Here is a 25,989-nt window from a genome sequence, read left to right on the forward strand (position 1 = left end):
CGAAGGTGGTCAGCGGTGCGGGTCCTTGTCGGAGGTGATCAAACCCATGCGCAGCGCGGTCATTAAGGCCTGCGCGCGGTTGCCCGCGCCGAGCTTCTCGTAGACCTTGGAGATGTGGGTCTTGGTGGTGGACTCGCTGATGAACAGTGTCTTGGCGATGCCGGACACGGCCAGCCCGTCCGCCAGCAGCTTGAGCACCTCCTTTTCCCGCGGGGACAGCGCGGGACCCGAGGGCGCCATCTTGCGCCGCATCGCGTCCGCGAGGTCCGCGGCGGAGAACGAGGCGGGCGAGGCCGCGGCGTGCCGCGCGGCGGCCAGCACCTCCTCGGCGGGTGAGTCCTTGTTGACGAAACTGGACGCACCGGCCTCCAGTGCGGCGAACAGTTGGTCGTCCCCGGCGTACATGGTCAGCACGACGATGCCCATGCTCTCCCCGGCCGCGCGCAGCTTCTTCACCGCGTCCAGGCCGTTGCCGTCCGGCAGTCGCACGTCCATGATCACGACCTCGGGCGACATAGCCCTGATCACGGCCAGCGCCTCGGCCACCGAGCCCGCCTCACCGACCACCTCGAAATCGGGGTCGCGCTCGAAGGCCCGACGCAAACCATGGCGGATCAGCTCGTGGTCGTCGACCAGCAGCACTGTCGTACTCATGACGGCGGCTCGTTCCTCGCCGGCGTCATGAGGCGCGGTCGGGCTGTGCTCATTGATTCGCTCGCAAGCTCGCTCATCGCGCCTTCTCCTCGGTCCTTCGGCCACGCTTCGGCCCGGACATTAGCTTGTCGTACTCCTCGGCCTCCGCGTCGTGTGCGGTCGCGGCGAGTCCTACCCGAACTGCAACGTATGTCCCCCGGGGCTGCCGGGCCCGAATTTCCAGCGTCGCCCGGGAGCGCGCCGCCCGTTCCCGCATGACCTCCAGCCCGTAACTGTCCTCGCGGCCCTTGCCCAGGCCCTGACCGTCGTCCTCGACCACCAGTTCGGCGTCCGGCGGATGCACCCGGCAGGTGACCCAGAGGTTGTCCGCGGCGGCGTGCTTGCGGGCGTTGTTGATCGCCTCCTGGGCAATACGCAGCAGCTCCGCCTCGGTTTCCGCGGGCAGCCGGCGGTTGGACTCGTCCAACGTCATGTGCACGGTGAACCCGGCGGTGGTGCCGATCATCCGCAGGTACTCGGACAGCGCGGCACCCAACCCGCCGTGACGGTCCACGTCGGAGCGCAGCTCGAAGATGGACAGCCGCAGCTCGCGCACGATGCGGGTCATCTCCTGGCGCAGTCCGGTGAGGTCCTCGACGATGTCCAGCTGTCCGGCGTCCGCGGCCACCGAGGAGATCTCGTCGACCATGTAGCCCAGTGAGGCCAATTCCTGCGCGATTCCGTCGTGGATCTCCCGGGCCAGGCGCCGGCGTTCCTCGGCGGTGGCCAGCTCGCGGATCTGGTCGAACAGCACGCCGGTGTCCAGACGCAGCGCGATGTCCTCGGCGAGGTCGACGATCTGCTCGACCACGGCGGACGGATAGGCGTAGGGCTGCTCGGTCTCGCAGGCCAGCAGGCCGCTGATGCGTTCGCCGATGCGGATCGGCACCACCAGCGAGCTGCCGCCCGGCGGTGGCTCCAGTGAGCCGGCGTCGCGCAGGAACCGGTGATCCCGCAGCTGGGGCGCTTCGGTGGCCCAGACCTCGGCGAACGGGTTGGCCCCGCCCAGCTCCATCTCCCACTCCAGCCGGTCCTCGCCGCGGCGGGCCAGCGTGGTCAGCCGGTCCCCGTCGCTGCGCATGATTACCGCCGCGGCACTGAACCGGGCGACCCGGGCCAACTCCTCGATCAGCGTGTCCGCGGTGGTCACCGGGTCCAGCGACCCCGGCAGTTGACGGGTCACTGCGTAAAGCTGGGAGAGCAGGTCGTGGGCCTCGGCGTAGACGTTCGTCGCGGTCTCGGTGGCGTCGTCCTGCAGCCGGCGGGCCCAGGCCGCGACCAGCCCGCCCATCAACGCGATCACCGTCCACTGGGCGGCGGCCACGCTGTAGTCCTTGACGTGCAGGTCCTGCCGGTTGGGCACGGCCAGACCGATCAGCAGCGCGGTGGCCGCGGCGCCCGCCGCCATGGTCGCCCCGCCCGCCTGGGCCAACAGGCCGCCCGCGAACACCGGAGCCAGCAGGTAGGGCAGCAGCGGGGACAGCTCGTGCCCGGTGGAGTTCACCGCGATGGCCCACACCGCGACCTCGCCGGTGCGGCCCAGCAATCCGGCGAGGGTAGTGCGCTCCAGCACCGACACCGCGGCGCCGACCACGCCCATCGCGCCGATCCAGCTGAAGTCCTGACCCGGCTTGTCGCCGAGCACCGCGAGCACGGCGCAGCCGGCCAGCAGCAGGGCACGCAACGCCACCGCCGGCAGGCCGGGGTAGCGCGCGAGCAAAGCAGCGATGCGCCCGGGCACGCCGTCAGAATTTCACAACGGGCGGCTCAGCGGCGCCGGTGCGTCCGTTGGTCGTGAATCTGGCGCGCCACGTCGCGGGTTTCCAGCGTCTCGGCCAGCTCGGCGACGTAGTCCTCGATGTACTCCCCGAAGACCTCGGCGACGTCCCGCTCGAACGGCTTCTCCGCGCGCGCAGCGACCAGGATCGAGTTCGCCGCCAGCAGCGGGATGCCGACCAGGTGCGGCCATTGGGCCAACGGCACCCCGGTCAGCTCTTCGCGCAGGCCGTCCGGGTCGTCGGTGATCTTCGGCTTCTCACGGCCGAGCACCTCGCGGATGAACCAGTGCTCTTCGGAGAGCCGGTAGCGCAGGTCACGCGCGCCGATCCCGATGCCGGACGCGGTGCTCCAGGCGTCCCCGTCCGGGATGATCATCGCGACGGCCTCGCACTCCAGATGCTCCATCGCGACGAAGGCCAGCTCCTCGCACACCTGCGCGGGCGCGGCCAGCGTGTCGGTCATGGCCATCAGCTGGTGCACGAAACCCAGGCCCGGCGGCTCCAACTCCGGCCCGTAGTACACCGGCCGGTTGGCCAGCATGCGGGCCTCGGCCTCTTCCTCGGCGTTGCGGACGGCCTCGTCGACGATCCGGTCCGCCTCGGCCCTGATCTTGGTCTGCCGGATCAGGCCCTCGACCCGTTCGATGGTCTCCACCCGGGAGACCTCGGCCTGCAGCTTGGCCGCGATGCGCTGCCGCTCGGCGTCCTCGCGGGCCCTGATGGCGGCCTGGTGCGCCTCCATCTCCGCCTGCAGCCGGGCGGCCTTGGCCGCCTCGGCGGCCAGTCGGGAGTCGACCTTGGCCTGGGCGTGCGAGGCGCGCTCGGCGACCACCCGGGCGCGTTCCTCGGCGCGCGCCGCCTCGGCAGCAACCCGCTCGGCCTGCTTCTGAGCCTCCTCGGCGGCCTTGGCTTCGGCCACGGCCCGGGCGCGGGCGGCTTTCTCGTCCGCGCGGGCCTGGGCGTCGGCGAGTCGGGCCGCCTCGGCGCGGGCCCGCTCGATGGCTCGGGAGGCCTCGGCGGCAGCCTTTTGGTCGGCCTCGGCCATCTGCTGGGCAGCCCTCGCGGCCACCGCCGCCGCGCGTTCCGCGGCCCGGTGGGCCTCGGCGTCGGCGCGAGCGCGGTGTTTCGCCTCGATCTCGGCGGCCCTTGCCGCCTCCATCGCGGCGCGCGCCTCGGCGTCCGCTCGGGTCTTCTCCGCCTTGGCGGCCTCGGCTGCGGCCCGTTCGGCGGCCTTGATCTCGGCATCCGCGCGGGCCTGCTCGGCGCGCACCGACCCGGTGGCGGCGCGGGCCGCGGCCTTGGCCTCCGCGGTCTGCTGGGCCTGCTCCAGCCGGGCGGCCTCCTCGGCCATGCGGGTGCGGGCGTCCGGGATCGGGTGGAAATCCGTGGGCTGGGCGGGCACCGGCGGGTGCTCGGGGCCGAACTCGGCGCGTGCCCGGGCGAGTCGAGCCGCTTCCTTCTCGGCCGCCTTGGCGGCCTTTGCGGCCGCGCGGGCCCGGCTCCGGTCGTGACGCGGGTCGGCGCCGACGCCCGGCTCCAGCGGCATCGGGGTCAGCGGACCGGCGTAGGCCTGCGGGGCGGCGTACGGCTGCGGGGCGGGGTACTGCTCCGGCGCGGCGTAGCTCTCCGGTGCGCGGAACGTGTCGGGCGCCGGCTCGGAAGGCAACGGCGGCGCCGGCGGCAGCGGCGGACCGACCTCGCCCTGGCGCGGCCGTGGCCGCGCCCATGGCGCCAGTCGGTGCTTGAGACTCTCGGTGTCCGGCGCCGGCGGCAGGTCGAACTCGTCGTGCGGCGCGGTGGGGATCGTCGAGGCCGGCGGCGGTAGGAAGCGCATCCAGTCCGATTCGCCGGTGGTTTCGCCGGGGGAGGTGGCCGGTGCCGAGGACTCCCACGACGGGGTGGGCGGCGGTGCCGGGGACAGCGGCGGGCTGGACGGCAGGTACTTCATCCACTCCGGCTCGTCGGCCGGCGCCGGCTCGGTGGGCGCGGGTTGCGCCGGGGCCGGCGTCGACGGCAGGTACTTCATCCACTCCGGTTCGTCGGCCGGGGCCGGGGCCGGATCGGTGGGCGCGGGGGCCGGGGCCGGGGTCGACCAGGTGGGGCTGGGCGGGAGGAAGTCGTCGATCGAGGGCCAGGCGTACTCCGCGGACGGGCTGGTGCTCGGCGCCGGCGCGCTCGGCTCGGCTCTGGGTGCCGGCGTGCTCCAGTCGACGCTCGGGGTGATCGGGAAGCGCTCGGTGTCCGCCGCGGGCGGGGCCTCGGTGACCGGTTCGGGTGCGGTCAGGTCGATGGCGTCCAGCGCTTCCGGGGTGAACGCGGTGCGCCAGTCCAGGCTCGCGGACTGGGTGAAGGACTCCTTGTCGAACGACGGCCACTCCACGGCCGAGCCACTCGGCGCTTCCGCCGGGGGCAGGTCCAGCCCGTCGAGGACCGAGGCGACCTCGGGAGCCGCGGGAACCTCGACGGTCGCGGGGACGTCCAGGGCCGCGGGGATATCCAGGGCGGCGGGGATATCCAGGGCCGCGGGGACGTCCAGGCCCGCCGGGACATCGTCCCCATCCCCGTCAACGTCTCCGTCGTCCCGGGCGCCGTACGCGTTCTGGTGTTCCTCCTCCTCGCGGGCGGCGGCCAGGTCCACCGCGGCCATGGTGCGGCCGACGGCGCGCAGCAGACGGTCCCGGGTCAACGGCATCGACAACGTCTTCACGTTGCGGTCGGCCAGCCGCAGGGCGACCAGCCGCGGGCTGTCCGAAACGGACTCCGCGACGATCAGCACCGGCACCTGCACCGACCGGTTGCGCAGCTCGCTCACTACGTCTACCGCGCGGTCCGCGTCACCCAGGTCGAGCATCAACAGGTGCGCGGCAGAGGCCCAGTCCACCCAGCCGGGAGTCTCGGCAGGGTCGACCGGGATCACGTTGAGGTCATCCGCGGCAAGTGCGGCGGTAATCGCAGCATTGCCCGAGATGACGAGCACGTCGCGCAGCGGGGCCTCCAAACCGCCGAGAGGGTCTGGGTAGACGATACGGCGGGAACGGATCATGCCGGCGGGGCTTCGACCGAACTGTTGCGTTCTTCAGACCTGCCAATTCGCCGGCCGACAGGCCCATCCGGTGGTCGTCTAGGGTCGGAACGCGATGCGCATTCACGTGGTCAGTGACGTGCACGGGTCGACGCAGGCTCTGGCGGCGGCAGGGATGGGTGCCGATGTCCTGATATGTCTGGGCGATCTGGTGCTGTTCGTCGACTACGAGGACTCTGCCGGCGGAATCTTCGGGGAGATCTTCGGGGTCGAGAAGACCGCCGAATGGATCTCGTTGCGCACCGCCGGACGGTTCGACGAGGCCCGGTCCTTTTCGCGCGGTTTGTGGGCAAGCATCGACGGCGACCCGATGGATGTGATCACCCAGCAGGTGCGCACGCAGTACGCCGGCCTGTTCGCGGCCATGCCCGACCCGACCTACCTGACCTACGGCAACGTCGATCTGCCCGCGCTCTGGCCGGAATTCCTGGGCCCGGCGCACACCGTGTTGGACGGTCAGATCACCACGATCGGGGGACGGGTGTTCGGCTTCGTGGGGGGCGGGCTACCCACTCCTTACCGCACCCCGTTCGAGATTCCCGAGGACGTCTACGCGGCGAAGGTAACCGCGGTGTTCGACGCCGCCGCGGCGGCCGGTCGCCGAGTGGACGTGCTGTGCACGCACATCCCGCCGGCTGTGCCCGATCTCACTTACGACGTGGTGGCCCGTCGCTTTGAACGGGGCAGCGAGGCCATCCTGTCGGCCATCCGGGAACACCAGCCGCCCCTCGCCCTGTTCGGGCACGTGCACCAGCCGTTGGCGGAGCGCACCCGAATCGGGCGTACCGAGTGCGTCAACGTGGGCCACTTCCGGGGCACCGCCACCCCGTACGTGCTGACGTGGTGAGAGACGCGAAACATTGGGCCCCTCGGCTCCCGCGATAGCCTGCGGCGGGACGCAGGGGGCTCCTACCGGCAAGCGGAGGATGGGCAATGGCGGATCAGACCACGGCGAGCATCACCATCGCCGCGGCGCCGCAGGCCGTGCTTGACGTGATCGCCGACTTCGAGGCCTACCCGGAATGGGCCGGCGCGGTGAAGAAGGCGGAGATCCTCGGCCGGCTGCCCGACGGGCGGGCCGAGCTGGTGCACTACCAACTCGACGCAGGCCCGATCAAGGACGAGTACACCCTGGGCTACGACTGGTCGCAGGTGCCCGACCTGCTGACCTGGAAGCTCGTCGAGGGCCAGATGCTCAAGATGCTGGTCGGCTCCTACGCGCTGGTGGAAACCGGCGACGGGCACACCGAGGTGACCTATCACCTGGCGCTGGACGTCAAGATCCCGCTGCTGGGCATGATCAAGCGCAAGGCCGAGAAGGTCATCATCGATCAGGCCCTCAAGGAGCTCAAGAAGCGCGTGGAGGGCTAGCCCTGACTGCTCGAGTGCTGTTGTTCACCGGCAAGGGCGGCGTTGGCAAGACGACCGCCGCGGCCGGCACCGCGACCGCGGCTGCCGCCGCTGGTTACAAGACGCTGGTGCTCTCCACCGACGCCGCGCATTCGTTGGCCGACGCCTTCGACCACCCCGCGGGGGGCGAGCCCACCGAGGTCGGTCCCCACCTCTACGTGCAACAGGTCGACACGCAGCGCACGTTCGAGCGGACCTGGGTGGAGATCCGCAGCTACCTGCTCAGCGTGCTGGACTCGGTCGGGGTCGATCCGATCGAGGCCGAGGAGCTCACCGTGCTGCCCGGCGCCGAGGAGGTGCTGGCCCTGCTCGAGGTGCGCGATCAGGTGCGCTCCGGGCGCTGGGACGTCGTGGTCGTGGACTGTGCGCCGACCGCCGAGACGCTGCGGCTATTGGCCCTGCCCGAGGCGCTGAACTGGTACATGGACCGGGTCTTCCCGGTCGAGCGGCGTCTGGTGCGCGCGCTGCGGCCGGTGCTGGGCAAGGTGGCCGGCGTGCCGATGCCCCGGGACAAGGTGTTCGACGCGGTGGAACGGTTGCACGCGGAGCTGGCCGCGGTGCGCAGCGTGCTCACCGACCCCGGCACCTCGGTGCGCCTGGTGCTCACCCCGGAGGCGGTGGTGGTGGCCGAGGCGCGGCGCACGCTGACCTCGCTGGCGCTCTACGGGTACCGGACCGATGCGGTGATCGCCAATCGGGTGTTCCCGCAGGCCGGGGCGGATGAGTGGCGGCGCGGCTGGGTGGCCGCGCAGGCAGCCGTGCTGGCCGAGGTCGAGGCCTCCTTCGCCCCGTTGCCGGTGCTGCGTTCGCCGTACCGTACGTGTGAGCCGGTGGGACCGGGCGAACTCGCAGCGTTCGCCGAGGAGCTCTACTCTGCGCTGCCCGCGGACCGCTCGGACCCGTGTGCGGTGCTGGCCGGGGCGGAACCCATGACGGTCCGTCACACCGAGGACCGGTATGTGCTCTCCCTCGCCCTGCCGCTGGCCGACAAGCGCGAGATGGACCTGCGACGTAAGGGCGATGAGCTGGTGCTGACGGTGGCCGGGCACCGTCGGCAGTTGGCCTTGCCCGGCTTGCTGGCCCGCCGTGCGATCACCGGTGCGGATCTGGTCGGCGACCGGTTGGACATCGGCTTTGCCCGGGATCTGCCATGACGGCGTCTGCCGATCCGTTGGGCACGGCCGGCCACGAGGCGGCGCGCCTGTTGGACGCGTTGGGCCAGTGGTTGGGCGCACGCACCGCGGAATCCTCCGGGTGGTCCGAGCACGTCGCCACCGGGTCCGCGGAGTGCCGGTTGTGTCCGCTGTGCCGGTTGATCGCGTTGGCCCGGGACACCAGCCCGGAACTGGCGGAGCATCTGGACGATGCGCTGCGTTCGGTGGGCTCGGCGCTACGGCTGGTGAGCGATCAGCTCGGTGCGAACTCGGGCAACCAGCGCCGCAGCGGTGACTTCGAAACCATCGTCATCAACTGACGTACGATCAGATTGCAGCCACATATGAATGATCTCGCAGTAGGTGTGGACGTGGGTGGCACCAAGATCGCGGCCGGCTTGGTGGACGGCCAGGGGAAAGTGCTCAACTGCGTCCGGCGGGAATCGCCGGAGGACAGCGAAGAGTTGTTCGAGGCGATCGTCGCGGCGGTCCGGGATCTCGGCCGGGAGGCCGTTCGGGTGCCCATCGGGGTGGGTGCCGCGGGGTTCGTGGATCTCGACCGATCCACCGTGCTGTTCGCGCCGAATCTGCCGTGGCGGACCGAACCCCTGGGCAGCCAATTGGGCGATGAATTGAACGCCACCGTGGTGGTGGAGAACGACGCGAACGCCGCGGCCTGGGCCGAGGCCCGGTTCGGCGCCGGTGTCGGGCACGACCACGTGGTGTGCGTGACTGTCGGCACCGGCGTGGGCGGCGGGATGGTGCAGGACGGGCAACTGATCCGTGGGGGTCACGGGGTTGCCGGGGAGTTCGGGCACCTGCCGGTGGTGCCGGACGGCATGCCGTGCGGTTGCGGCCAGTACGGCTGTTGGGAGCAATACGCCGGCGGGGAGGCATTGTTACGCCGGGCCCGCGACCTGGTCCGCGCCAAGCGGCCCGAGGCCGCCCTACTGTCCGCGTCCTGCCACGGAAAGCCCGAACAGCTGCGGGGTCCGGTGATCACCAAGCTGGCGCGAACCGGCGATTCGGCTGCGATCGAGTTGCTCGCCGAGACAGGCCACTGGCTCGGGGTCGGCCTGGCCGGATTGGCCGCGGTGCTGGACCCGACCTGCTTCGTGATCGGCGGCGGCGTCGCCGACGCCGGTGACCTGTTGGTGCAACCGGCCCGGCGGACCTTCGACCGTCGGCTGCCCGCGGGTGGTACGCGAAAGTCGCCGGTGCTGGTTCCCGCGCTGCTGGGCAACGATGCGGGCATGATTGGGGCCGCCGATCTGGCCAGAGAGGGGGGCGGTCCGTGAGTGGCGGGGTCACGCCCCTACGGGTGCTCTCCTACGACGTGCGGGGGTTGCGCGGCGACCCGGCCGCGGTCGTAGGGGTGATCCGCGCCACCCGGGCGGATGTGGTGCTGTTGCAGCAGGCGCCCACCTCCACCCGATGGCGGTCCCGGTGTGCGGCGTTGGCCCGCGAGGCCGAGCTGCTGGTGGTCGGCGGGGACCGCAAGGCCGCGGGCAACCTGGTGCTGTCCAAGGTGCGCAACAAGGTGCTCGGGGTGATCTCCACGCCGCTGCCCGGCAGTTGGCGGCGGCGCGCAGGCATGGTGCTCGCCGTGCTGGAGGTCAGCGGCAGCCGCGTGGTGGTGATCTCCACCCGGTTCGGGCTGGACACCACGCAGCGCAGCCGGCAGGCCGACGCGTTGATCTCGCAGATCGGCGGGTTGGGGGATCAGGTGGTCTGTGGCATCGCGGTCAATGACGACCCCGGTACCTCGGCCTGGAACACCGTGGCGGCCCGATTGCGCGACGCGTACTCGGTGGTGCCCGAGGGCGGCGGAGCGACGTTCCCGGCGTTCGCGCCCAACCGCCGCATCGACGCGATCTTCGTCTCCGAGGCGGTCACCGTGCTGGCTGCCGGGGTGCCCCACGGGCTGCCCGCAGCCGCCGCGGCCAGCGACCATCTGCCCGTGCTCGCGCAGCTCATGCTCGGCCCGTCGCCGGGCTGAGCGCCCGCCGTCAGACCACGGCGCCGTTGTCGGGATCGATCTCGTCGCGACCGTCGTCCTTCATCCGGTAGATCAACGAGACCGCGCCGCCGATGAAGGCGGCCAGGATCAGCACACTCGCGCCGTAGAACAAGTCGATGCCGAACCAGGCGCGGGCCACGAGGTAGATCGGACCGAGGAACACGCCGAGCCAGGCGAGCTTGGTGCGGGGCTCCAGCCGCGGCAACGGGGGCGGTGGGGGCGGCACGAAGTGGTCCTCCGGGTCGTCCGCCTCCACCGGCGGCCGGGGGATCTCCTGCACCACCAACGGCTCGTCGTCCGCATGCGACCCGGGGCGAACCGCAGCGGGTTCGGCCTGCGCCTCACCCGCGACCACGTCCTCGGCCACCGGCCACGGCGGCACCGGGTCGGTGGTGTTCTGCTCCCAACCCGCCACGATCGCCTGCCAGGCCGCGTCCTCCGCCTCGGTCATCGAAGCCGGCACCGTTGCCCGGGCGGGCGGCTCGGAGAACTCGCCGCGGCGGGACTCCAACAATGCCCGGGCGTCCGCCTCGGCGGCGGCGTCCACCCACACCCGGTCGGTGGGCCGGTCCGGCAGGATCACGTCCATGTAAGGGCCGCGCCGGCCGGGCGCGGGCGCTGCGTAGGCGGCCACCCCCTCGGCGCGCAGGGCTTCCAACAGGGCATCGGCGAAGTGCGGCTGCAGATCCACCAGCGGCGTGTAGCGCACCGCGGGCAGCCCGTTGCTGCGCCCCGGGCTCATGGGCCTTGGACCGCTTGCGCGCGCAGTCGGTTCACGAAATCGAGGCTCTCCGCGAAGATGCGCGGGGCGTCATGATCCAGGGTGGCCACGTGGTAGCTGTCGTGCAGCACGATCTCGGTGAGGTCGCGGGAGGACACCCGGCTCAGCACCTGACGGGAGCTCTCCGGTTCCACCACGTGGTCGGTGTAGCTGCGCAGCAGCAGCAGCGGCTGGGTCACCCGGGGCAGGTCGCGCACGACGGTCGGCCAGGCCCGACGCAGCGATTCCAGCGCGCGCAACGGGGTGCGGTCGTAGGCCATCTCGCTGACGCCGGGCTTGCGGATGTCGTCGCCGATGGCGCCCAAGGAGGGCACAAAGCGGTGCAGTAGCGGCAACGCCCGCAGCCGCGGGTCGTGGGACAGCACCGACGGGTTCACCACGACCACCCCGGCCACCGCGCCGCCGTGGCGTTGCGCCACCCGCAGGGCCAGCGCCCCACCCATGGACAGCCCCATCACGAACACTTGGTCGCAGCGCTCGCGCAGCTCCCCGAATTCCCGGTCGACCGCGGTGTACCAGTCGTCCCAGGTGGTCAGGTTCATGTCCCGCCAGTCCGTGCCGTGGCCGGGCAGGCGGGGTAGCGCGACCGTCAAGGAGGCCGCGGCCAGGTATTCCGCCCACGGGCGCATGCTGTATGGCGAGCCGGTGAAGCCGTGGCAGAGCAGCGCGCCGACCGAACCTCCGCTGTGGTGGTACGGCTCCGCTCCCGACAGGACTGGCACGAAACCATGGTGGCACGTCACTAGAGTTACTGCCGCGTCGGAGAACCGGTGGGGAGGTGCGGTGCTCTACTGGATAGTGAAGTACTTCCTGCTGGGTCCGCCCCTGCGGGCGGCGTTCCGGCCCTGGTCGGAAGGTCTGGAGAACATCCCGGAGACCGGCCCGGCGATCCTGGCCAGCAACCACCTCTCGTTCAGCGATTCATTCTTTCTGCCCTTGGTGGTGTCCCGGCGGATCACGTTCCTGGCCAAGGAGGAGTACTTCACCGGCACCGGGCTGAAGGGGCGGTTCAGCGCCGGCTTCTTCCGCGGCGTCGGTCAGATCCCGGTGAACCGGTCCGGGGGCAGCGCCTCGGACAACGCCCTGGATGCGGGCCTTGGCGTGTTGCGCAGCGGCGCGCTGTTCGGCATCTATCCGGAGGGCACCCGATCCCCGGACGGGCGGCTGTACCGCGGGCGCACCGGAGTGGCGCGACTGGCCATCAAAGCCGGTGTACCGGTGCTGCCGGTGGCCATGGTGGACACCCACCGGGTGCAGCCGCCAGGCCGGGTGCTGCCGAAGATCGCCCGGATCGGGGTGAAGATCGGCGCGCCACTGGACTTCTCCCGGTACGCCGGGCTGGAGGAGGACCGGTTCGTGCTGCGCTCGGCCACCGACGAGCTGATGTACGAGCTCATGCAGTTGTCCGGTCAGGAATACGTGGATATCTACGCCAGCCAGGCCAAGAAGAACCGCGAACCCCGCGGCCCGCACGACCGGGCGGCCTGACTGCGGTTAACCTAGGTCCGATGGATGGAGCAGCAGCGATCCAGCTGCGGGGGTTGCACAAGAACTTCGGGGCGGTGCACGCGGTTCGCGGCATCGACCTGGGCGTTCCCGCCGGTCAGATGGTGGCCTTTCTCGGGCCGAACGGGGCCGGGAAGACCACCACCATCGACATGATCCTGGGCCTGTCCAGACCGAGCGCGGGGATCGTGGAGATCTACGGCACCACGCCCGGCCGGGCGGTGCGCAAGGGCCTGGTGGCCGCGGTCATGCAGACCGGCGGGCTGCTCAAGGACCTCAGCGTGGCCGAGACCGTGGAATTCACCGCGGCGCTGTGCACCAACCCGCGCCCGGTGGGCGAGGTGCTGGAGCGGGCCGGCATCGCCGGGATCGCCGATCGCATGGTCGGCAAGTGCTCCGGCGGCGAGCAGCAGCGGCTGCGCTTCGCGATGGCGTTGTTGCCGGACCCGGCGCTGCTGATCCTCGACGAGCCGACCCAGGGCATGGACGTGGAGGGCCGCCGGGAGTTCTGGCGGGCCATCCGGGCCGATGCCCGCCGCGGGCGCACCGTGCTGTTCGCCACCCACTACCTGGACGAGGCCGACGACCACGCCGACCGCATCGTGCTGATCCGCCGCGGCGAGATCGTCGCCGATGGCACCCCGGCGCAGGTGAAGGCCCGGGCTGCGGGTCGGGCGGTGCGGGCCACGTTGCCCGATCCGGACGTCGCGACACTGCGGGCGCTGCCCGGCGTGAGTTCGGTGGAGGTGCGCGGGAACAGCGTGCTGGTGACCACCGCGGACAGCGACCTGGTTGCCCGTCACCTGCTCACCCACACCGCGGCCCGCGACCTGGAGATCGCGGCGCTGGACCTGGAGGACGCGTTTGTCGCGCTTACCTCCGATCAGCCTGCGGAGGTGAGTTCATGAGCGAGCAGGCCGTCGACGTGGCGGCGGCGCTGCGCCGTCCGGACGCCCGGTTCGGTGGTTTCTCCCCGACCCTGGTGCGGCTGGAGGTGCGTCGCCTGCTGCGCAACCGGCGCACGCTGATCTTCACGGTGATCGCGCCGCCGCTGTTCTTCCTGATGTTCGGGCTCAACGACGTTTACGCCGACCTGCCGCACGGCAACGGCAACGAGTCCGCCTCGGTGCTGATCTCCATGGCGCTCTACGGCGCGGTGCTGGCCTGCACCAGCGGTGGGGCGATGGTGTCGATCGAACGGGCGGCCGGGTGGAGCCGGCAGCTGCGTGTCACGCCGTTGGTCCCGGCGGCCTACATCGTGGTGAAGATGGCCACCTCGCTGGTGCTCGGCGGCGCCTCGGTGCTGGTCGTCTACGCCACCGGGGTGGCCGCCAAGAAACCGGACATGCCGTTGTGGGTCTGGGTGATCAGTGCGTTCAGCGTGTGGATCGGCGCCCTCGTGTTCAGCGCTCTGGGCCTGTTCATCGGCTACCTGCTGCCCTCGGAGAACGTCATGCAGATCCTCGGCTTCGTGCTGATGCTCTGCTCATTCGGCGGCGGACTGTTCATCCCGCTCAGCCAGTTCTCCGACACCTGGCGCACCGTCGCCGCGTTCACCCCGCTGTGGGGGCTCAACGGGCTCGTCCACGCGCCGTTGCACGACGGCACCTTCGACTGGGTGTGGCCGGTGAACCTGCTGGCCTGGCTGTGCGTGTTCGTGGCCGGCGCCGTCTGGCGGATGAGCCGGGACACCGCCCGGGTGTGACACGCGCCAGTAGAAGCCCGCCCGCATCGGAAGGTCGGGCGATTTCGATCAACGTTCGGGCATCAGCAGCTATCCGAACGGGTCCTCATACCCCTACGCGCTGTCGCCACCGAAGCAAGCGCCGAAGCGGTTCACGACGTCCTCGAAGCCGGCCAGGTCCAACCATTCGTTCCAGCCGGGCGACTCGTCGATGAAGCTGTCGCCCTCTCCCGACCAGTAGGTGAAGTCGCACCACCCGCCGGCATAGAGCACGAGGTGACCTTCCTGGCGCCCGCGGCGCAGGGCGATCGCACACGAGTAGTCGCCGCGCACCGCCGAGCGATCAGTCGTCACGGCATTCACCGTGGTTTGACCATCTGCCCAAGTAATTGGTCCTACGGACAGGCCTAACAAGCGCCAAGTCTCCGCGTGACGTGCGAGCAGGCCGGCTGCGGCGTCAAGGTCGATCACCGCGTCCACATCCGCAGCCTGCCACGGCAAGAAGCTGGCACAGGTATCGCTGCGCTTTTCCCTGGACACCGCCCGTATCTAGGCCCGCGCAACAGGTGGGCAAGGTTGAAACGCGAGTGACCGCCTCGCGCCGTAAGTCGCCACATCCTTTTCAACTCGTCCCGTCAGTGGTGTCGTGGCCCGAGGCTGAGCACCCGCGCCACCTGCTCCAGGACCCAACCCGGCCGGAAGCGGACGTCCTCCCAGGTGAAGCGCAGCAGCACGTAGCCGTGTGCCGCCAGGGCATTGAGGCGTCCGCGGTCCTGACGGTAGGCCTGTCGGTCGGAGTGGAACTCGAAGCCGTCCGCCTCGACGACCAGCCATCCGTCGAGCACGAAGTCCACGGGTGCGACGACGCCCGGGATGCGCACTTGGCTGCGCAACTCGCAATCGAGGATGGTGAGGATGAGTCGAAGAACGGACTCCAGCGGCGATGCGGCGAGTTCGTCGGCGAATCGCACCGCGCGCCGCAGCGCTGCGGCGCCATGACCACGCGCCGCGTCGGCTGCTGTCTGCAGCGGTCCGCGTCGCACCATGCCGCCGTGCAGCGCTGCATCCATCACGACAAGGGCTTCGGGCAGTGGCATGATGCGGGCGCAATCGAGCACGGTACGCAGCGTGGCCGTCAGGGGTCGGAACGGATCTATTTCGGCAGGGCACAGGCGCGCTCGGTGGATCCGGACACCGGGTTGGGGTGAGTGGCTGCCCGCCGCGACGGTGACGTCCAACGTCGGGTCCGGTCGCCACGACCCGAATCCATGTAGCAGGGCGGCGCTTCCGTGCGAAGCCACCCCACCCACGCGGGCAGCCGTCACCAGCGCTGCCGGGGCGTCCGGCAACGCGAAAGTGCCGCGGGCGATGACGAGTTCCGGCCCGGCGGATCGCAACACGTGCGCCGACACCCCGAGGCCGCGCAGGGTTTTCCATCGGGCCGCCCCGCCGCACTTCTGCAGTGCCACATCGAGATCCACGATGGCAATCTGGCGGGTAGTGGGGCGGGTCGGAGGAGATTCGGCGGCGCTGTGGATAAGCGGCGAAACAACTGCTGGGCAAGGTTGAAACGCGAGTGGCGGCGCCCTCGGCGTGTCCCGTCACTCTGTTTTCAACCTTGCCCTCCAGTGGTTGGACTCAGCCGAGCCCGGCCCATCCGCGCGACCGCTGGACCGCGACCTGCCAGCGGCGGTATGCCGCGTCGTCGCGGGGGCCCGGTTCGAAGCGGCGGTCCAGGCGCCAGGTGTCGGCCAGGGTGGCCGGGTCCGGCCAGACGCCGGCACCCAACCCGGCCAGGAACGCGGCGCCCAACCCGGTGGTCTCCAGTACCTCGGGGCGTTCCACCGGGATCTGCAACTGGTCGGCCTGTACCTGACAGAGGAACCCGTTGGCGCTGGCTCCGCCGTCCACGGTGAGCATCGGGATGGTCAGTCCGGCGTCGGCGGTCATCACGTCCACCACGTCACGCACCTGGAAGGCAATGGCCTCCAGGGTGGCCCGGGCCAGGTGTGCGGGGGTGGTGCCCCGGGTCAGGCCGAACATGGCGCCGCGAGCCTCGGGGTCCCAGTGCGGGGCACCCAGGCCGGTGAGCGCGGGCACGAACACCACGCCGCCGGTGTCCGGTACGGAGGTGGCCAACTTCTCGGTTTGCGCCGCGAGTTCGATCAGGCCCAGCCCGTCGCGCAGCCACTGCACCGCGGCGCCGGTGACGAAGATGGCGCCCTCCAGCGCGTAGGTCAGGGCACCGTGCGGCGCCTGCCAGGCCACCGTGGTGAGCAACCCGGCGCTGGACCGGATGAGCTGCGTACCGGTGTTGATGAGGATGAACGAGCCGGTGCCATAGGTGCATTTGGAGTCGCCGGGGGAGTAGCAGGCCTGGCCGAACAATGCCGCCTGTTGGTCCCCGGCCACCCCGGTGACCGGGAGGCTCAGGCCCAGGAAGGCGTCGGGGTCGGTGCGGCCGAACTCGCCCCAGGACGGGCGCACGGCGGGCAGGGCGTCCATGGGCACCTGCAACAGCTCGCACAACTCCTGCGACCAGGCGCCCGCGGTGATGTCGTAGAGCAGTGTGCGGGAGGCGTTGGAGGCGTCAGTAGCGTGCACCTGACCTCCCGTCAGCCGGGCGATCAGGTAGGCGTCCACGGTGCCGACCGCGACCTCGCCCGCGCGCACCCCCGCCCACGCCGGGTCGTGCTCGGCCAGCCAGGAGAGCTTGGTGCCGGTGAAGTACGGGTCCAGCCGCAGCCCGGTGAGCTCGGCGACCCGCGGTTCGTGCCCGGCCTCGATCAGCCGTTCGCAGATCGCCGTGGTGCGCCGGTCCTGCCACACCAGCGCTTTGCGCGGGGAGCGCAGCGTGCGGCGGTCCCAGAGCACCGCGGTCTCCCGTTGGTTGGTGATGCCGATGCACGTCACCGGCGCGGCGTCGGCGGCGGAGTCCAGCGCGGTCCGGCAGGCGGCCAGCGTGGCCTGCCAGATCTCCTCGGCGTCGTGCTCCACCCAGCCCGACGCGGGGAAGTACTGGGGGAATTCCTGATACCCCCGCCCGACCACCCTGGCGGTCTCGTCGACCACCAGCGCAGTGATTCCGGTGGTCCCGGCGTCGATGGCGAGAATGCTCATGCCCCGGACTCTAGGGTTGGACCATGACCGACGTGGCGAACGCCCGTCGCCGGCTCCGCACGGCGGTGGTGTGGGACGGGCTGCGGGCCGCGCTGGACGCGCGGCTGCCCGGCCGGGAGGCCCTCGAGGTACTGGACGTCGGCGGGGGCACCGGCGGCTTTGCGGTACCCCTGGCGCAGGCCGGGCACGCGGTCACCGTGCTGGACCCGAACCCGGACGCGCTGGCCGCGCTGGAGCGACGCGCAGCCGAGGCCGGGGTCGGCGACCGGGTGCGGTGGCTGCAGGCCGACGCTGCGGACCTCTCCGGTCTGATCGCGGCCGGTTCCTGCGACCTGGTGCTCTGCCATGGGGTGCTCGAGCACGTGGACGACCCGACCGCGGTGCTCAAGGCGGTGGCCGGGGTGCTGCGCCCGGACGGCGTGGTGAGCGTCCTGGTGGCCAACCCGAACGGAGCCGCGCTGGCCCGGGCCGCGGCCGGTCACCTGGACCAGGCCCGCGCCGTGCTGGCGGACCCGGCGGGCCGGTGGGGGGAGCGGGACCCGCTGCCGCGGCGGTTCACCGCCGGGCAGGCCGCAGCGCTGTTTGCGGCGGCGGGGCTGACGGTGTTCGCCACCCACGGCGTGCGGGTGTGCGTGGACCTGGTGCCGGGCGGTGTGGTGGAGGGCGAACCGGAGGCCATAGAGGCGTTGTTGGCGCTGGAAGCGGTGCTTGCCGAGCACCCCGATTTCCACGCCGTGGCCGGTCAACTGCACCTGTTGGCGACCGGCTTGCCCGGCTCGTGACGAATGCCCGGGCTCGGCTGGGGCATCTGTTAGTCAGGTCGGGTTACATGCACGCGGTTGCTTGCTTATCCTGAGTGGGGAAGGGTCCGGTCTGGCGCAGGGGCGCGCGGCCGGAAGAAGGAGGTCTCCGTGCCGCTCTCCGACCACGAGCAACGTCTGCTGGAGCAGATGGAGCGGGCCCTCTATGCCGAGGACCCGAAGTTCGTGTCGTCGTTGCGCGGGACCGATCTGCGTAGCCACTACCGCCGGCGCGCCGTGCAGTCGGCGGCGGGATTTGTGCTCGGCGTGGGCATGCTGATGGCCGGCGTCATCGTCCGCGGCCCGATGATCGCGGTCAGCGTGCTCGGTTTCGTGCTGATGCTGGCCTCCGCCCTGTTCGCGGTGTCCAGCTGGCGCAAGGTTTCCACCGGCGCCGAGACCCCGCGCCCGGTCCCCGGCCGGACCGCCAAGCGGCCCGTCAAGCGCAGCGTCTCCGACCGCTTCGAGGACCGGTGGCGCAAGCGCCGCGAGGGCGGCCAGTAGCTGCCTGCTAGCCCTTGGCGCGCTGCGGACGCAGCGCCGCCCGCCGAGTGGCGACGGCTTTGGCCAGCCGCTCCACGCCGGCGCGCACGGTGAACCAGATCGAGGCCGGGGCCACCACGGCCAGGAACCGCCGCCACTCACCGGCCGCCACCCCGAGCTGGGTGGACACCACCAGCACCGCGGTGCGCATCCGGGCCGGGTCCACCCCGGCCGGCACGTCGCGGGCGTAGCGGCTGCGCTCCACCGCACTACTGAGCAGGCCGAGTGCGGCGACTCCCTCCACGGTCAGCCGACCCTCGGCGCTCACCTCGGCCAGCGTGCGGCGTGGGGTGCGCGCCGCCGGCCACAGGATGCCCAGGTCGACGGCGTCGTCGGCCAGCTCGCGCCAGGCGATCTCGGCCACCTCGGATCCCGACCGCGATCTGCCCGCCACCGCCCAACGGCGCCGCCGGATGAGCACCCGCAGCACGGCGGGTGCGGCCAGCAACACGAGCAGGCCGAGGCCGGCGAGTTCCCACTTCCACCACCGCTTCCACCAGACGGCGGGGATGTCCTCACAGATCTGGGTGTTCTTGTTCAAGCGAGTGCCGGGGTCGCAGGCATCCGAGCCCGGCGCCTGGTCGGGCTGGCCACCACCGTCGCCCAGCCCGGCCCCGCCGCCCACGGGGGTCGCGTCCTGCGGCTGGGAGGTCGGCTCGTCGCTCTGGTTGTCGTCCTGCGGGTCCTGCACGCCCCGGCCGGTCACCGGCAGCCAACTCGGTGCGCTGGGATTGGAATTGGCCGAGCCGGGCGTCGGCTCGAACCGCGTCCAGCCCAGGTTCGGAATCCACAACTCCGGCCAAGCGTGTGCGTCGTAGGCACTGATGGTCCGGCTCAGCCCGTCGGCGGCCAGCCGCCCGGCGGTGAATCCGACGTTCACCCGGGCCGGCACGCCGAGCTGACGCGCCATCACCGCCATGGTCGCGGCGAACTGTTCGCAGTAACCGCGCCGGTCGCGCAGGAAGTCGACCAGCGCGCCGTTGCCGCTGCCCGGCGCGGTGCGTAGGTCGTAGGTGAAGTTGCCCGGTTGCCGGAACCACGCCTGCAGCGCGGCACCGATCTCCAGGGCGTTGTTCGCGCCCTTGGTCTCTCGTAACGCGGTGTCCTTGACCAGCGCGGGCAGGTTGGCCGGCAGTTGCAGGTAGCTCTGCAGGTACGCGCTGCTGGGCGGGGTGTTCGCGATGTCCCTCTTGGTCGGTGCGAGGTCGAGGCTCTGCACGCTCCAGTGCAGACCGGAGATCTGCTTGCGGCCCTTGTGGCTGACCACGTTGTCGGTCAGGTCGTCCAGCCGCCACTCGCCGGTCAGGGTCAGCTTGGTGGGCGGGAACGGCATCGGCAGGTAGTCCGACTGCAGCGAGGCGTCGGCGGTGAGCTCGGTGACCACGGGGCTGGTGGCCACCGCGGGGGACAGGCCCGCCACCTCCGGCAAGTTGTTGAACGCGTGCACTTCGCGGCGTGCCGCCTTCCACTCCACGCCGTCGAACTCATCGAGGGTCACCGTGCGCAGGTACACCTCGCTGGGGTGCGCGGAGGTGGTGCGCAGGGTGAGCAGGTCCACGTCGGCGGACCGCACCAGGTCCCGGCGCATCGTCACCAACGGGTTCAGGGTGGAGATCGTCTTGCCCTTGGCATCGCCGACGCCCTTGGCGCCGAACACGCCGTGCGTCAGCCGTGGTGCCGCGGCGGGTATGACCACGGACAACGAGAGCACGGTGACCCCGATGCGGCGGCTCATCCGGGACATCTGGTTGGGACCGCGACCGACCGGGCCGGCCTCGGTGCGCCCACCGATGGGCACGCCCCAGCCGAGCAACCGGTCCCGGCTGTCCGCGGCCAGCAGCAACAGGAAGGCCACCGCCGGCGCCAGGAACAACCAGGCGGACACCTCGTCCGGGCGCACCGAGACCGGCACCACATACAGGGCCAGCAACGGCAGCCCGGCCAACGCGGTCTGCCGATAGCTCGCGGCCAGCATGTCCACCAGCAGCGCGGCGGCGGCCACCCCGCTCACCGCAATGAACGTGATCTCCGGGGTGGGGGTGACCGGCGGGACGATCCGGTCGAATTGGTCGAAGCCGCCGGTCCACATCTGGCGGATCCGGTCGAGAGTCTCGTGGGTGGGCAGGAACCCGTCACGCGCCTGGTCGGAAACGAAGGCGACGACCAGATAGATAGACCCCGCCGCCGCCTGGATCAGCGGGAGCAGCGCCCGGGGCACTCGGGCCGCGCGCCCGGCCGCGCCGAGCACCGCGATCACGGTGGCCACCCCGGCCGCGCGCACGAACCAGTCCCGACCGTGCAGCACGGCGAACAGCGACGCGGAGGCCGCCAGGGTGGCCAGCCAGCCGGCGAGGCAACGGCGCAGCTCTGCGCCCTGGCTGTTCACGCCACCACCGAGTGGTCGATGCCGGGCGTGCCGCGCCGCGCGGCCAACGGCCACAGGTCGGGTAACCGGTCGCCGACCCGGACCGGGATCACCCGCCACCCGGCGTTGCGCAGCAGCGCCACGTTGTGTTCGAAGGCCGTCTCCGCGGCGGCGTCGGGGGCGAGCCCGATCCAGGTCTCGGTGCGCAGCAGCACCGCGATCGCGGTGGTGGTGCCCTGCCGGCGATGCGCCAGGTCGGCCGCGTCCTGGTCGCTGAGCGAGCCGAGCACGGCGATCACCAAGCTGTCGGTGCCCGCCCGGGCCAACGCCAGGCCGGCCTCGCGCAACGACGGGGTGTTGGTCGGCAGGAGCACGGCCAACGCGTCCAGCAGCAGACCTTCGACGTCGGGCAGCGGGGCGATCACGTCGGAGTTCAACCCGGCCAGGCCATCGCCGGTCTCGTTCATCACCCGCAACGTGAATTCGCGGCGGGTCAGATGCACGGCCAGCGACGCGGCCGCGGACACCCCCCATTCCAGCGAGGAGTTCCGCCCCTCGCCGTAATGCGCGCCGCCCCGGGCGTCCAACAGAATCGTCGCGCGGCTCTGTCGGGGGTGCTCCTCGCGGCGCACCATGAGCTCACCGCGGCGGGCAGTGGAGCGCCAGTGCACGCGGTGCAGCGCGTCGCCGTGCCGGTACTCGCGGGTGCCGATGTCGTCCTCGCCGGCCGACGGGATGGAGCTGGGATGGCTGTCGTTGCTGCCTGTCCACTCCCCGCCGAGCAGCACCACCGGCAGCGCTTCGACCACCGGGATCACGATCAGGTCATCGACGCCGGGGAAGGCGCGGGCGACCTCGCACATCCCGAACGGGTCGGCCACCCGAAGGGTCAGCGGGCCGATGGGGTAGCGACCGCGGACCTGGCTGCGCACCTTGTAGAACACGTCGCGCTGCCCGCGCGGATCCAGCTGGTCGATGACGAACCGGGGCCGGGCGCTCATCCCGCGGGGCAGGGTGTCCTCGGCCAACAACAGTCCGGTGGGCACCAGCGAACTGTTCTCCAGCCGCAGGGTGACCTTGGTTTCCTCGCCCGCCTGTACCCGACCCGGATCCACCGACCGGCTGCAGGTGACGGTGTGTTGGGTACGCCGCACCACGATCATGCAGATGAACGGAAGAGTGAGCAGCAGCACCGAAACGCGCAACAGGTCCTGCTGACCGAGCACCAGCGCGCAGATCAACGCGGCGATGCCCGCGACGAGGAACGACCGACCGCGCACGGTCAGGCCGCGCAATGGCCTCACCCTCGAGGATCCATCTGATGGGCCGTCATCTTCCGGTGGGGAGGGGGATGCGCCGGACGATGTCGGCGACCACCGCGCCGGCGGTGCGCCGCGCGATCTGCGCCTCGGCGGTGGTGAGTAGTCGGTGCGCGAGCACCGACTGGGCCAGGGCCTGGATGTCGTCGGGCAGTACGAAGTCGCGGCCGTCCAGGGCTGCCGTGGCGCGACCGGCGCGGATCAGTTGCAGGGTGGCCCGCGGGGAGGCGCCCAGACGCAGTTCCGGACTGGTTCGGGTGGCCGCGACGATGTCGATGGCGTACTGCTTGACGCTGGTCGAAACGTGGACCTCGCGCACGGCCCGGATAAGGCGGACCACCGTGTAGGCGTCAGCGACCGGAGTGAGCTGCTCCAGCGGTGAGCTCTGGCCGTGCCCCTCGATCATCTCCATCTCGGCGGCGGCGTCCGGGTAGCCCATGGAGACCCGGGCCATGAACCGGTCGCGCTGTGCCTCGGGCAGCGGATAGGTGCCCTCCATCTCGACCGGGTTCTGGGTGGCGACAACCATGAACGGGGCGGCCAACTCATAGGTCACGCCGTCCACGGTGACCTGGTTCTCCTCCATGCACTCCAGCAGCGCGGATTGGGTCTTGGGGGAAGCGCGGTTGATCTCATCGCCGATGACGATGTTGGCGAAGATGGCGCCGGGCTTGAACTCGAAGTCGCGCCTTTCCATGTTCCAGATGGACACCCCGGTGATGTCCGATGGCAGCAGATCCGGGGTGAACTGGATGCGCCGCACCGTGCAGTCGATCGACCGGGCCAGGGCCTTGGACAGCATGGTCTTGCCGACGCCCGGCACGTCCTCGACCAGCAGGTGTCCCTCGGCCAACAGCACGATCAACGCCAGCCGCACCGAGTCCCGCTTGCCGATGATGACCCGCTCCACCGCGGCCTGAATGCGGCCCGCCGTCTCGGTGATGGTGGGCCCGACCGTCACGCCGTAGTCACCCGCCGTCGCCTGCGCCGTGACGCTCGGCAGCGTGGCGCCGGGCCCGTCATAGGGGAAGGCGGTCACGCGTCCTCCAGGGTCGGGCGGCTACTGCACGGTGAGGCGATGGGGGAGGGTACTCGACCATTCTCTACCGCGACTGCGCACACCGGCAGCGTCCTGGTGCGGTCGGTGGACGGGACTGCCCCGGATGGGTGGAGACATGCCGTTGCGCATTGACCGCGGTGGGGCAAAGTGGAGTACGGTGGGGCCTGGTGGAGCGATTAGGGCTCTACTGGCGGAGGAGGGGCCATGTTTCTGGGCACCCACACCCCGCGGCTGGACGAAAAAGGCCGACTGATCCTTCCGGCGAAATTCCGGGACGAGCTCGCGGAGGGACTCGTGATCACCAAGGGTCAGGAACGGTGCCTGTACATCTGGCCGATCGCCGAGTTCGCCCGGATCGCCGATTCCCTGCGGACCGCCCCGGTCACCCAGAAGGGGCCGCGTGACTTCATGCGCGTGCTCTACGCCGGCGCCTCGGACGAGGTCCCGGACAAGCAGGGGCGGGTCACGGTACCGCCGGCGTTGCGCGCCTATGCCGGGCTGGACCGGGACTGCGTGGTGATCGGGGCCAACTCGCGGGTCGAGGTGTGGGACGCCGCGGCATGGGAGTCCTACCTGACCGCGCAGGAGCAGGCCTTCGCCGACCTCTCCGAGGAGGTGCTGCCTGGACTGATGTAGCGCGGCGGCGGATCGCGACCGTGCGATCAGGTCTCCCCCCGCTCGAGCTTCGCCGACTCACTTCCCCGGAGCCGGCCTAGCGAGCGGGCGGGGACCTGAATGCACGGCCGATTGAAGCCCGCTGAGGGAGCGCAACGACCGAACACGGGACAGTCCGCGGGGCGGGAGGTGACAACGATGACGGGTCCGGCCCACGGCCATGTCCCGGTGATGCGCGAGCGCGTGCTGGCCGTGCTCGAACCGGCGCTGGACCGCGCGGATGCGGTCGTCGTCGATGCCACCGTCGGGGCCGGTGGACACAGCGAGGCCATGCTCACCCGCTATCCCCGGGTGCGATTGGTGGGCCTGGACCGCGACCCGTTCGCGTTGGAGCGGGCCGCGGCCCGGTTGGCCCCGTTCGGGGACCGGGTGCACCTCACCCACGCCGTCTACGACCGACTGCCCGACGTGCTCGGTGCACTCGGCGTGGACCGGGTCCACGGGGTGCTGTTCGACCTGGGCGTGTCCTCCATGCAGCTCGACGAGGCCGACCGCGGCTTCGCCTACGCCCGGGACACCCCGCTGGACATGCGGATGGATCCGACCACCGGGCTCACCGCCGCCGATGTGCTCAACACCTACTCCACGCCGGAGCTGACCCGGCTGATGCGCGAGTACGGCGAGGAGCGGTTTGCCCGGCGCATTGCCGAGGCGATCGTGTCCGGCCGGGCGCAGGAGCCGTTCCGTGGCTCCGCCCGGTTGGTGGAGCTGATCCGGGCGGCGGTACCCGCCCCCGCTCGGCGCACCGGTGGCAACCCCGCGAAGCGGACGTTCCAGGCCCTGCGCATCGAGGTGAACGGTGAGTTGGCCGCGTTGGCCCGGGCGTTGCCCGCCGCCATCGAGGCGGCGGCACCGCGCCCGGCGGAGGCGGTCTCGGGCGGACGGATCGTCGTGTTGTCCTACCACTCCCTGGAGGACCGGGTGGTCAAGCGGGTGTTCGCGGCCGGTGCCACCTCCACCGCGCCGGTGGGGTTTCCCGTCGAGTTGCCCGAACACGCGCCTTTGCTCCGCCTCATCGGCCGCGGTGAGACGCCCGATGCCGCGGAGGTGGCGGCGAACCCGCGGGCCGCCTCGGCCCGGCTGCGGGCCGCGGAGAAACTGCGGGAAGCCCGGTGCGCGTGATGCGGCGTGGTAACGGCAGCGTGCTGAGCATGCCGCCCCGTTCGCGGCCGACGATTCCGCTGCCCGCTCCGCTCGCGGCCAGAGCCCGCAGCCGCGCGGACGCTGCGGCGGCGGAACCCGCATCGGCCGAGGGCAAACCCGGCCGGGCCTCCTTCGTGCTGCTGATCGTGCTGCTGCTCAGCGTCGGGTTGGCCGCGTTGCTCGGGGTGAATACCGCGCTGGCGCAGAGTTCGTTCACCGTCAGCCGGCTGCAGAAGCGCGTCGCCGACCTCGATGACCAATCCGCGTCACTGCAGGAGAAATTGGCCCGCTCCAGCTCGCCGGATGCCCTCGCGTCCGATGCCCGCAAGCTCGGCATGGTGCCCGCGGTCAGCCTCGGATACGTCCAGCTGGCCGACGGCTCGATCAGTGGGCACGCCTCGGTGGCGGGCGGCGCTGCGGTGCCGCTGACCCCGGAACAGGCTGCGGCGGCGGCCGCCGCCCAGGAGCGGGCCGCGGAGAAGGCGGCGCAGGACCAGATCGAGGCGGAGGCCAAGGCACAGGCCGCGGCCGAGGCGGCGGCCGAGGCAGCGCGGCAGAAGGCTGCCGAGCAGGAGCGGCAACGGGCCGCCGCGGAGGCCAAGCGCTGGCAGCAGAAACTCGCCAACCAGGACAAGGGCGGGGCGCGCAGTGGAGGGGAGACCGTGGTGGCCCCGCCGCCGGATGCGACCGCGGTCAATGCGCCCCCCGCCCCGCCGGCACCGGCTCCGGCCAAGGCCCAGCCCACCGAGACCAAACCCACCGCGACGAAGCAGAGGCCGCCACGATGACCGCTCGCCGTCCGGCACCGTCGCGTCGACCGGCACCGTCGCGGCGACCGGCCCGCCGTCCGCAGCGA

25 protein-coding genes are annotated in these 25,989 nt (G+C 71.3%); 14 read left to right on the top strand and 11 right to left on the bottom strand.

Annotated elements, in window-relative coordinates; translation table 11 throughout:
* Positions 1–9 precede the first annotated feature (9 nt).
* The 3 genes from VGJ14_20825 to VGJ14_20835 all read right to left on the bottom strand — a co-directional run bounded on the left by VGJ14_20825 (position 10) and on the right by VGJ14_20835 (position 5,514).
* A complete protein-coding gene (locus VGJ14_20825) occupies positions 10–654 on the bottom strand; it encodes a response regulator transcription factor (GenBank protein ID HEY2834873.1) in 645 nt (214 codons plus the stop codon).
* Between the two features lie 73 nt (positions 655–727).
* Positions 728–2,434, bottom strand: a complete 1,707-nt coding sequence (locus tag VGJ14_20830; GenBank protein ID HEY2834874.1) for a GAF domain-containing protein — start codon at positions 2,432–2,434, stop codon at positions 728–730.
* Positions 2,435–2,460: 26 nt separating this feature from the next.
* Positions 2,461–5,514, bottom strand: coding sequence for a hypothetical protein (locus VGJ14_20835; protein HEY2834875.1), 3,054 nt, complete (start codon positions 5,512–5,514; stop codon positions 2,461–2,463).
* A gap of 94 nt (positions 5,515–5,608) precedes the next feature.
* Between VGJ14_20835 and VGJ14_20840 the strand changes: the two genes are divergently transcribed.
* From VGJ14_20840 to VGJ14_20865, 6 genes are all read left to right on the top strand, one after another.
* Positions 5,609–6,400 (top strand): metallophosphoesterase, encoded by a 792-nt coding sequence (locus VGJ14_20840; protein ID HEY2834876.1) that lies wholly within the window; start codon positions 5,609–5,611, stop codon positions 6,398–6,400.
* An 86-nt stretch (positions 6,401–6,486) separates the two neighbouring features.
* Positions 6,487–6,924 (top strand): SRPBCC family protein, encoded by a 438-nt coding sequence (locus VGJ14_20845; GenBank protein HEY2834877.1) that lies wholly within the window; start codon positions 6,487–6,489, stop codon positions 6,922–6,924.
* Between the two features lie 14 nt (positions 6,925–6,938).
* Positions 6,939–8,117, top strand: a complete 1,179-nt coding sequence (locus VGJ14_20850; GenBank protein ID HEY2834878.1) for an ArsA family ATPase — start codon at positions 6,939–6,941, stop codon at positions 8,115–8,117.
* Positions 8,114–8,437 (top strand): hypothetical protein, encoded by a 324-nt coding sequence (locus VGJ14_20855; GenBank protein HEY2834879.1) that lies wholly within the window; start codon positions 8,114–8,116, stop codon positions 8,435–8,437. Before VGJ14_20850 ends, VGJ14_20855 begins: the two co-directional genes overlap by 4 nt.
* A gap of 51 nt (positions 8,438–8,488) precedes the next feature.
* The gene (locus VGJ14_20860; GenBank protein ID HEY2834880.1) at positions 8,489–9,415 is read left to right on the top strand and encodes an ROK family glucokinase; all 927 of its coding nucleotides are present in this window, start codon (positions 8,489–8,491) and stop codon (positions 9,413–9,415) included.
* A complete protein-coding gene (locus tag VGJ14_20865) occupies positions 9,412–10,116 on the top strand; it encodes an endonuclease/exonuclease/phosphatase family protein (protein ID HEY2834881.1) in 705 nt (234 codons plus the stop codon). The genes VGJ14_20860 and VGJ14_20865 overlap by 4 nt, the downstream gene beginning before the upstream one ends.
* A 10-nt stretch (positions 10,117–10,126) precedes the next feature.
* Here the strand turns inward: VGJ14_20865 and VGJ14_20870 are convergent, their stop codons facing one another.
* Both VGJ14_20870 and VGJ14_20875 read right to left on the bottom strand, forming a co-directional pair.
* The gene (locus tag VGJ14_20870) at positions 10,127–10,879 is read right to left on the bottom strand and encodes a hypothetical protein (GenBank protein HEY2834882.1); all 753 of its coding nucleotides are present in this window, start codon (positions 10,877–10,879) and stop codon (positions 10,127–10,129) included.
* A complete protein-coding gene (locus VGJ14_20875) occupies positions 10,876–11,640 on the bottom strand; it encodes an alpha/beta fold hydrolase (GenBank protein HEY2834883.1) in 765 nt (254 codons plus the stop codon). Before VGJ14_20875 ends, VGJ14_20870 begins: the two co-directional genes overlap by 4 nt.
* A gap of 61 nt (positions 11,641–11,701) precedes the next feature.
* Here VGJ14_20875 and VGJ14_20880 point away from each other — a divergent pair, with 61 nt between their 5' ends.
* Genes VGJ14_20880 through VGJ14_20890 form a run of 3 tightly spaced genes read left to right on the top strand, consistent with a single transcriptional unit; the run spans position 11,702 to position 14,129 of the window.
* Positions 11,702–12,406 (top strand): lysophospholipid acyltransferase family protein, encoded by a 705-nt coding sequence (locus VGJ14_20880; GenBank protein ID HEY2834884.1) that lies wholly within the window; start codon positions 11,702–11,704, stop codon positions 12,404–12,406.
* A gap of 20 nt (positions 12,407–12,426) precedes the next feature.
* Positions 12,427–13,332: an ABC transporter ATP-binding protein gene (locus VGJ14_20885; protein HEY2834885.1), complete on the top strand. Its 906-nt coding sequence runs from the start codon at positions 12,427–12,429 to the stop codon at positions 13,330–13,332.
* On the top strand, positions 13,329–14,129 hold the full coding sequence (locus tag VGJ14_20890) for an ABC transporter permease (protein HEY2834886.1): 801 nt from the start codon (positions 13,329–13,331) through the stop codon (positions 14,127–14,129). Before VGJ14_20885 ends, VGJ14_20890 begins: the two co-directional genes overlap by 4 nt.
* Before the next feature lie 93 nt (positions 14,130–14,222).
* Here VGJ14_20890 and VGJ14_20895 read toward each other — a convergent pair whose 3' ends face one another.
* The 3 genes from VGJ14_20895 to glpK all read right to left on the bottom strand — a co-directional run bounded on the left by VGJ14_20895 (position 14,223) and on the right by glpK (position 17,228).
* Positions 14,223–14,462, bottom strand: coding sequence for a hypothetical protein (locus VGJ14_20895; GenBank protein ID HEY2834887.1), 240 nt, complete (start codon positions 14,460–14,462; stop codon positions 14,223–14,225).
* A gap of 281 nt (positions 14,463–14,743) precedes the next feature.
* On the bottom strand, positions 14,744–15,589 hold the full coding sequence (locus VGJ14_20900; protein HEY2834888.1) for a DUF559 domain-containing protein: 846 nt from the start codon (positions 15,587–15,589) through the stop codon (positions 14,744–14,746).
* A gap of 157 nt (positions 15,590–15,746) precedes the next feature.
* Positions 15,747–17,228 carry a glycerol kinase GlpK gene (glpK, locus tag VGJ14_20905; GenBank protein ID HEY2834889.1) on the bottom strand — a complete coding sequence of 494 codons (1,482 nt, stop codon included), beginning with the start codon at positions 17,226–17,228 and terminating at the stop codon, positions 15,747–15,749.
* Positions 17,229–17,251: 23 nt separating this feature from the next.
* On the opposite strand from glpK, the gene VGJ14_20910 reads away from it, so the two are divergent.
* Together VGJ14_20910 and VGJ14_20915 are read left to right on the top strand one after the other, a co-directional pair.
* Positions 17,252–18,010, top strand: coding sequence for a methyltransferase domain-containing protein (locus VGJ14_20910; protein ID HEY2834890.1), 759 nt, complete (start codon positions 17,252–17,254; stop codon positions 18,008–18,010).
* Between the two features lie 129 nt (positions 18,011–18,139).
* Entirely contained in the window at positions 18,140–18,532 is a 393-nt protein-coding gene (locus VGJ14_20915; GenBank protein HEY2834891.1) for a DUF3040 domain-containing protein, read from the top strand.
* Between the two features lie 7 nt (positions 18,533–18,539).
* On the opposite strand, the gene VGJ14_20920 is transcribed toward VGJ14_20915, so the two are convergent.
* Genes VGJ14_20920 through VGJ14_20930 form a run of 3 tightly spaced genes read right to left on the bottom strand, consistent with a single transcriptional unit; the run spans position 18,540 to position 23,294 of the window.
* Positions 18,540–20,957, bottom strand: coding sequence for a DUF3488 and transglutaminase-like domain-containing protein (locus tag VGJ14_20920; protein HEY2834892.1), 2,418 nt, complete (start codon positions 20,955–20,957; stop codon positions 18,540–18,542).
* Positions 20,954–22,240: a DUF58 domain-containing protein gene (locus VGJ14_20925; GenBank protein HEY2834893.1), complete on the bottom strand. Its 1,287-nt coding sequence runs from the start codon at positions 22,238–22,240 to the stop codon at positions 20,954–20,956. Before VGJ14_20925 ends, VGJ14_20920 begins: the two co-directional genes overlap by 4 nt.
* A 25-nt stretch (positions 22,241–22,265) precedes the next feature.
* Positions 22,266–23,294, bottom strand: a complete 1,029-nt coding sequence (locus VGJ14_20930; protein HEY2834894.1) for a MoxR family ATPase — start codon at positions 23,292–23,294, stop codon at positions 22,266–22,268.
* Between the two features lie 225 nt (positions 23,295–23,519).
* On the opposite strand from VGJ14_20930, the gene mraZ reads away from it, so the two are divergent.
* From mraZ to VGJ14_20945, 3 genes are all read left to right on the top strand, one after another.
* On the top strand, positions 23,520–23,951 hold the full coding sequence (mraZ, locus tag VGJ14_20935; GenBank protein ID HEY2834895.1) for a division/cell wall cluster transcriptional repressor MraZ: 432 nt from the start codon (positions 23,520–23,522) through the stop codon (positions 23,949–23,951).
* A 177-nt stretch (positions 23,952–24,128) separates the two neighbouring features.
* Complete coding sequence (rsmH, locus tag VGJ14_20940) at positions 24,129–25,112, top strand: 16S rRNA (cytosine(1402)-N(4))-methyltransferase RsmH (protein HEY2834896.1); 984 nt, start codon at positions 24,129–24,131, stop codon at positions 25,110–25,112.
* A 29-nt stretch (positions 25,113–25,141) separates the two neighbouring features.
* Entirely contained in the window at positions 25,142–25,921 is a 780-nt protein-coding gene (locus VGJ14_20945; GenBank protein ID HEY2834897.1) for a hypothetical protein, read from the top strand.
* Positions 25,922–25,989 lie beyond the last annotated feature (68 nt).

This window comes from Sporichthyaceae bacterium (genome assembly GCA_036493475.1).
GTDB lineage: Bacteria > Actinomycetota > Actinomycetes > Sporichthyales > Sporichthyaceae > DASQPJ01.

Coding starts and splice junctions, on each gene's coding strand:
- VGJ14_20825 (HEY2834873.1), bottom strand. CDS start 654: ATGAGTACGACAGTGCTGCTGGTCGACGACCACGAGCTGATCCGCCAT.
- VGJ14_20835 (HEY2834875.1), bottom strand. CDS start 5,514: ATGATCCGTTCCCGCCGTATCGTCTACCCAGACCCTCTCGGCGGTTTG.
- VGJ14_20840 (HEY2834876.1), top strand. CDS start 5,609: ATGCGCATTCACGTGGTCAGTGACGTGCACGGGTCGACGCAGGCTCTG.
- VGJ14_20845 (HEY2834877.1), top strand. CDS start 6,487: ATGGCGGATCAGACCACGGCGAGCATCACCATCGCCGCGGCGCCGCAG.
- VGJ14_20855 (HEY2834879.1), top strand. CDS start 8,114: ATGACGGCGTCTGCCGATCCGTTGGGCACGGCCGGCCACGAGGCGGCG.
- VGJ14_20870 (HEY2834882.1), bottom strand. CDS start 10,879: ATGAGCCCGGGGCGCAGCAACGGGCTGCCCGCGGTGCGCTACACGCCG.
- VGJ14_20885 (HEY2834885.1), top strand. CDS start 12,427: ATGGATGGAGCAGCAGCGATCCAGCTGCGGGGGTTGCACAAGAACTTC.
- VGJ14_20890 (HEY2834886.1), top strand. CDS start 13,329: ATGAGCGAGCAGGCCGTCGACGTGGCGGCGGCGCTGCGCCGTCCGGAC.
- glpK (HEY2834889.1), bottom strand. CDS start 17,228: ATGAGCATTCTCGCCATCGACGCCGGGACCACCGGAATCACTGCGCTG.
- VGJ14_20910 (HEY2834890.1), top strand. CDS start 17,252: ATGACCGACGTGGCGAACGCCCGTCGCCGGCTCCGCACGGCGGTGGTG.
- mraZ (HEY2834895.1), top strand. CDS start 23,520: ATGTTTCTGGGCACCCACACCCCGCGGCTGGACGAAAAAGGCCGACTG.
- rsmH (HEY2834896.1), top strand. CDS start 24,129: ATGACGGGTCCGGCCCACGGCCATGTCCCGGTGATGCGCGAGCGCGTG.
- VGJ14_20945 (HEY2834897.1), top strand. CDS start 25,142: ATGCCGCCCCGTTCGCGGCCGACGATTCCGCTGCCCGCTCCGCTCGCG.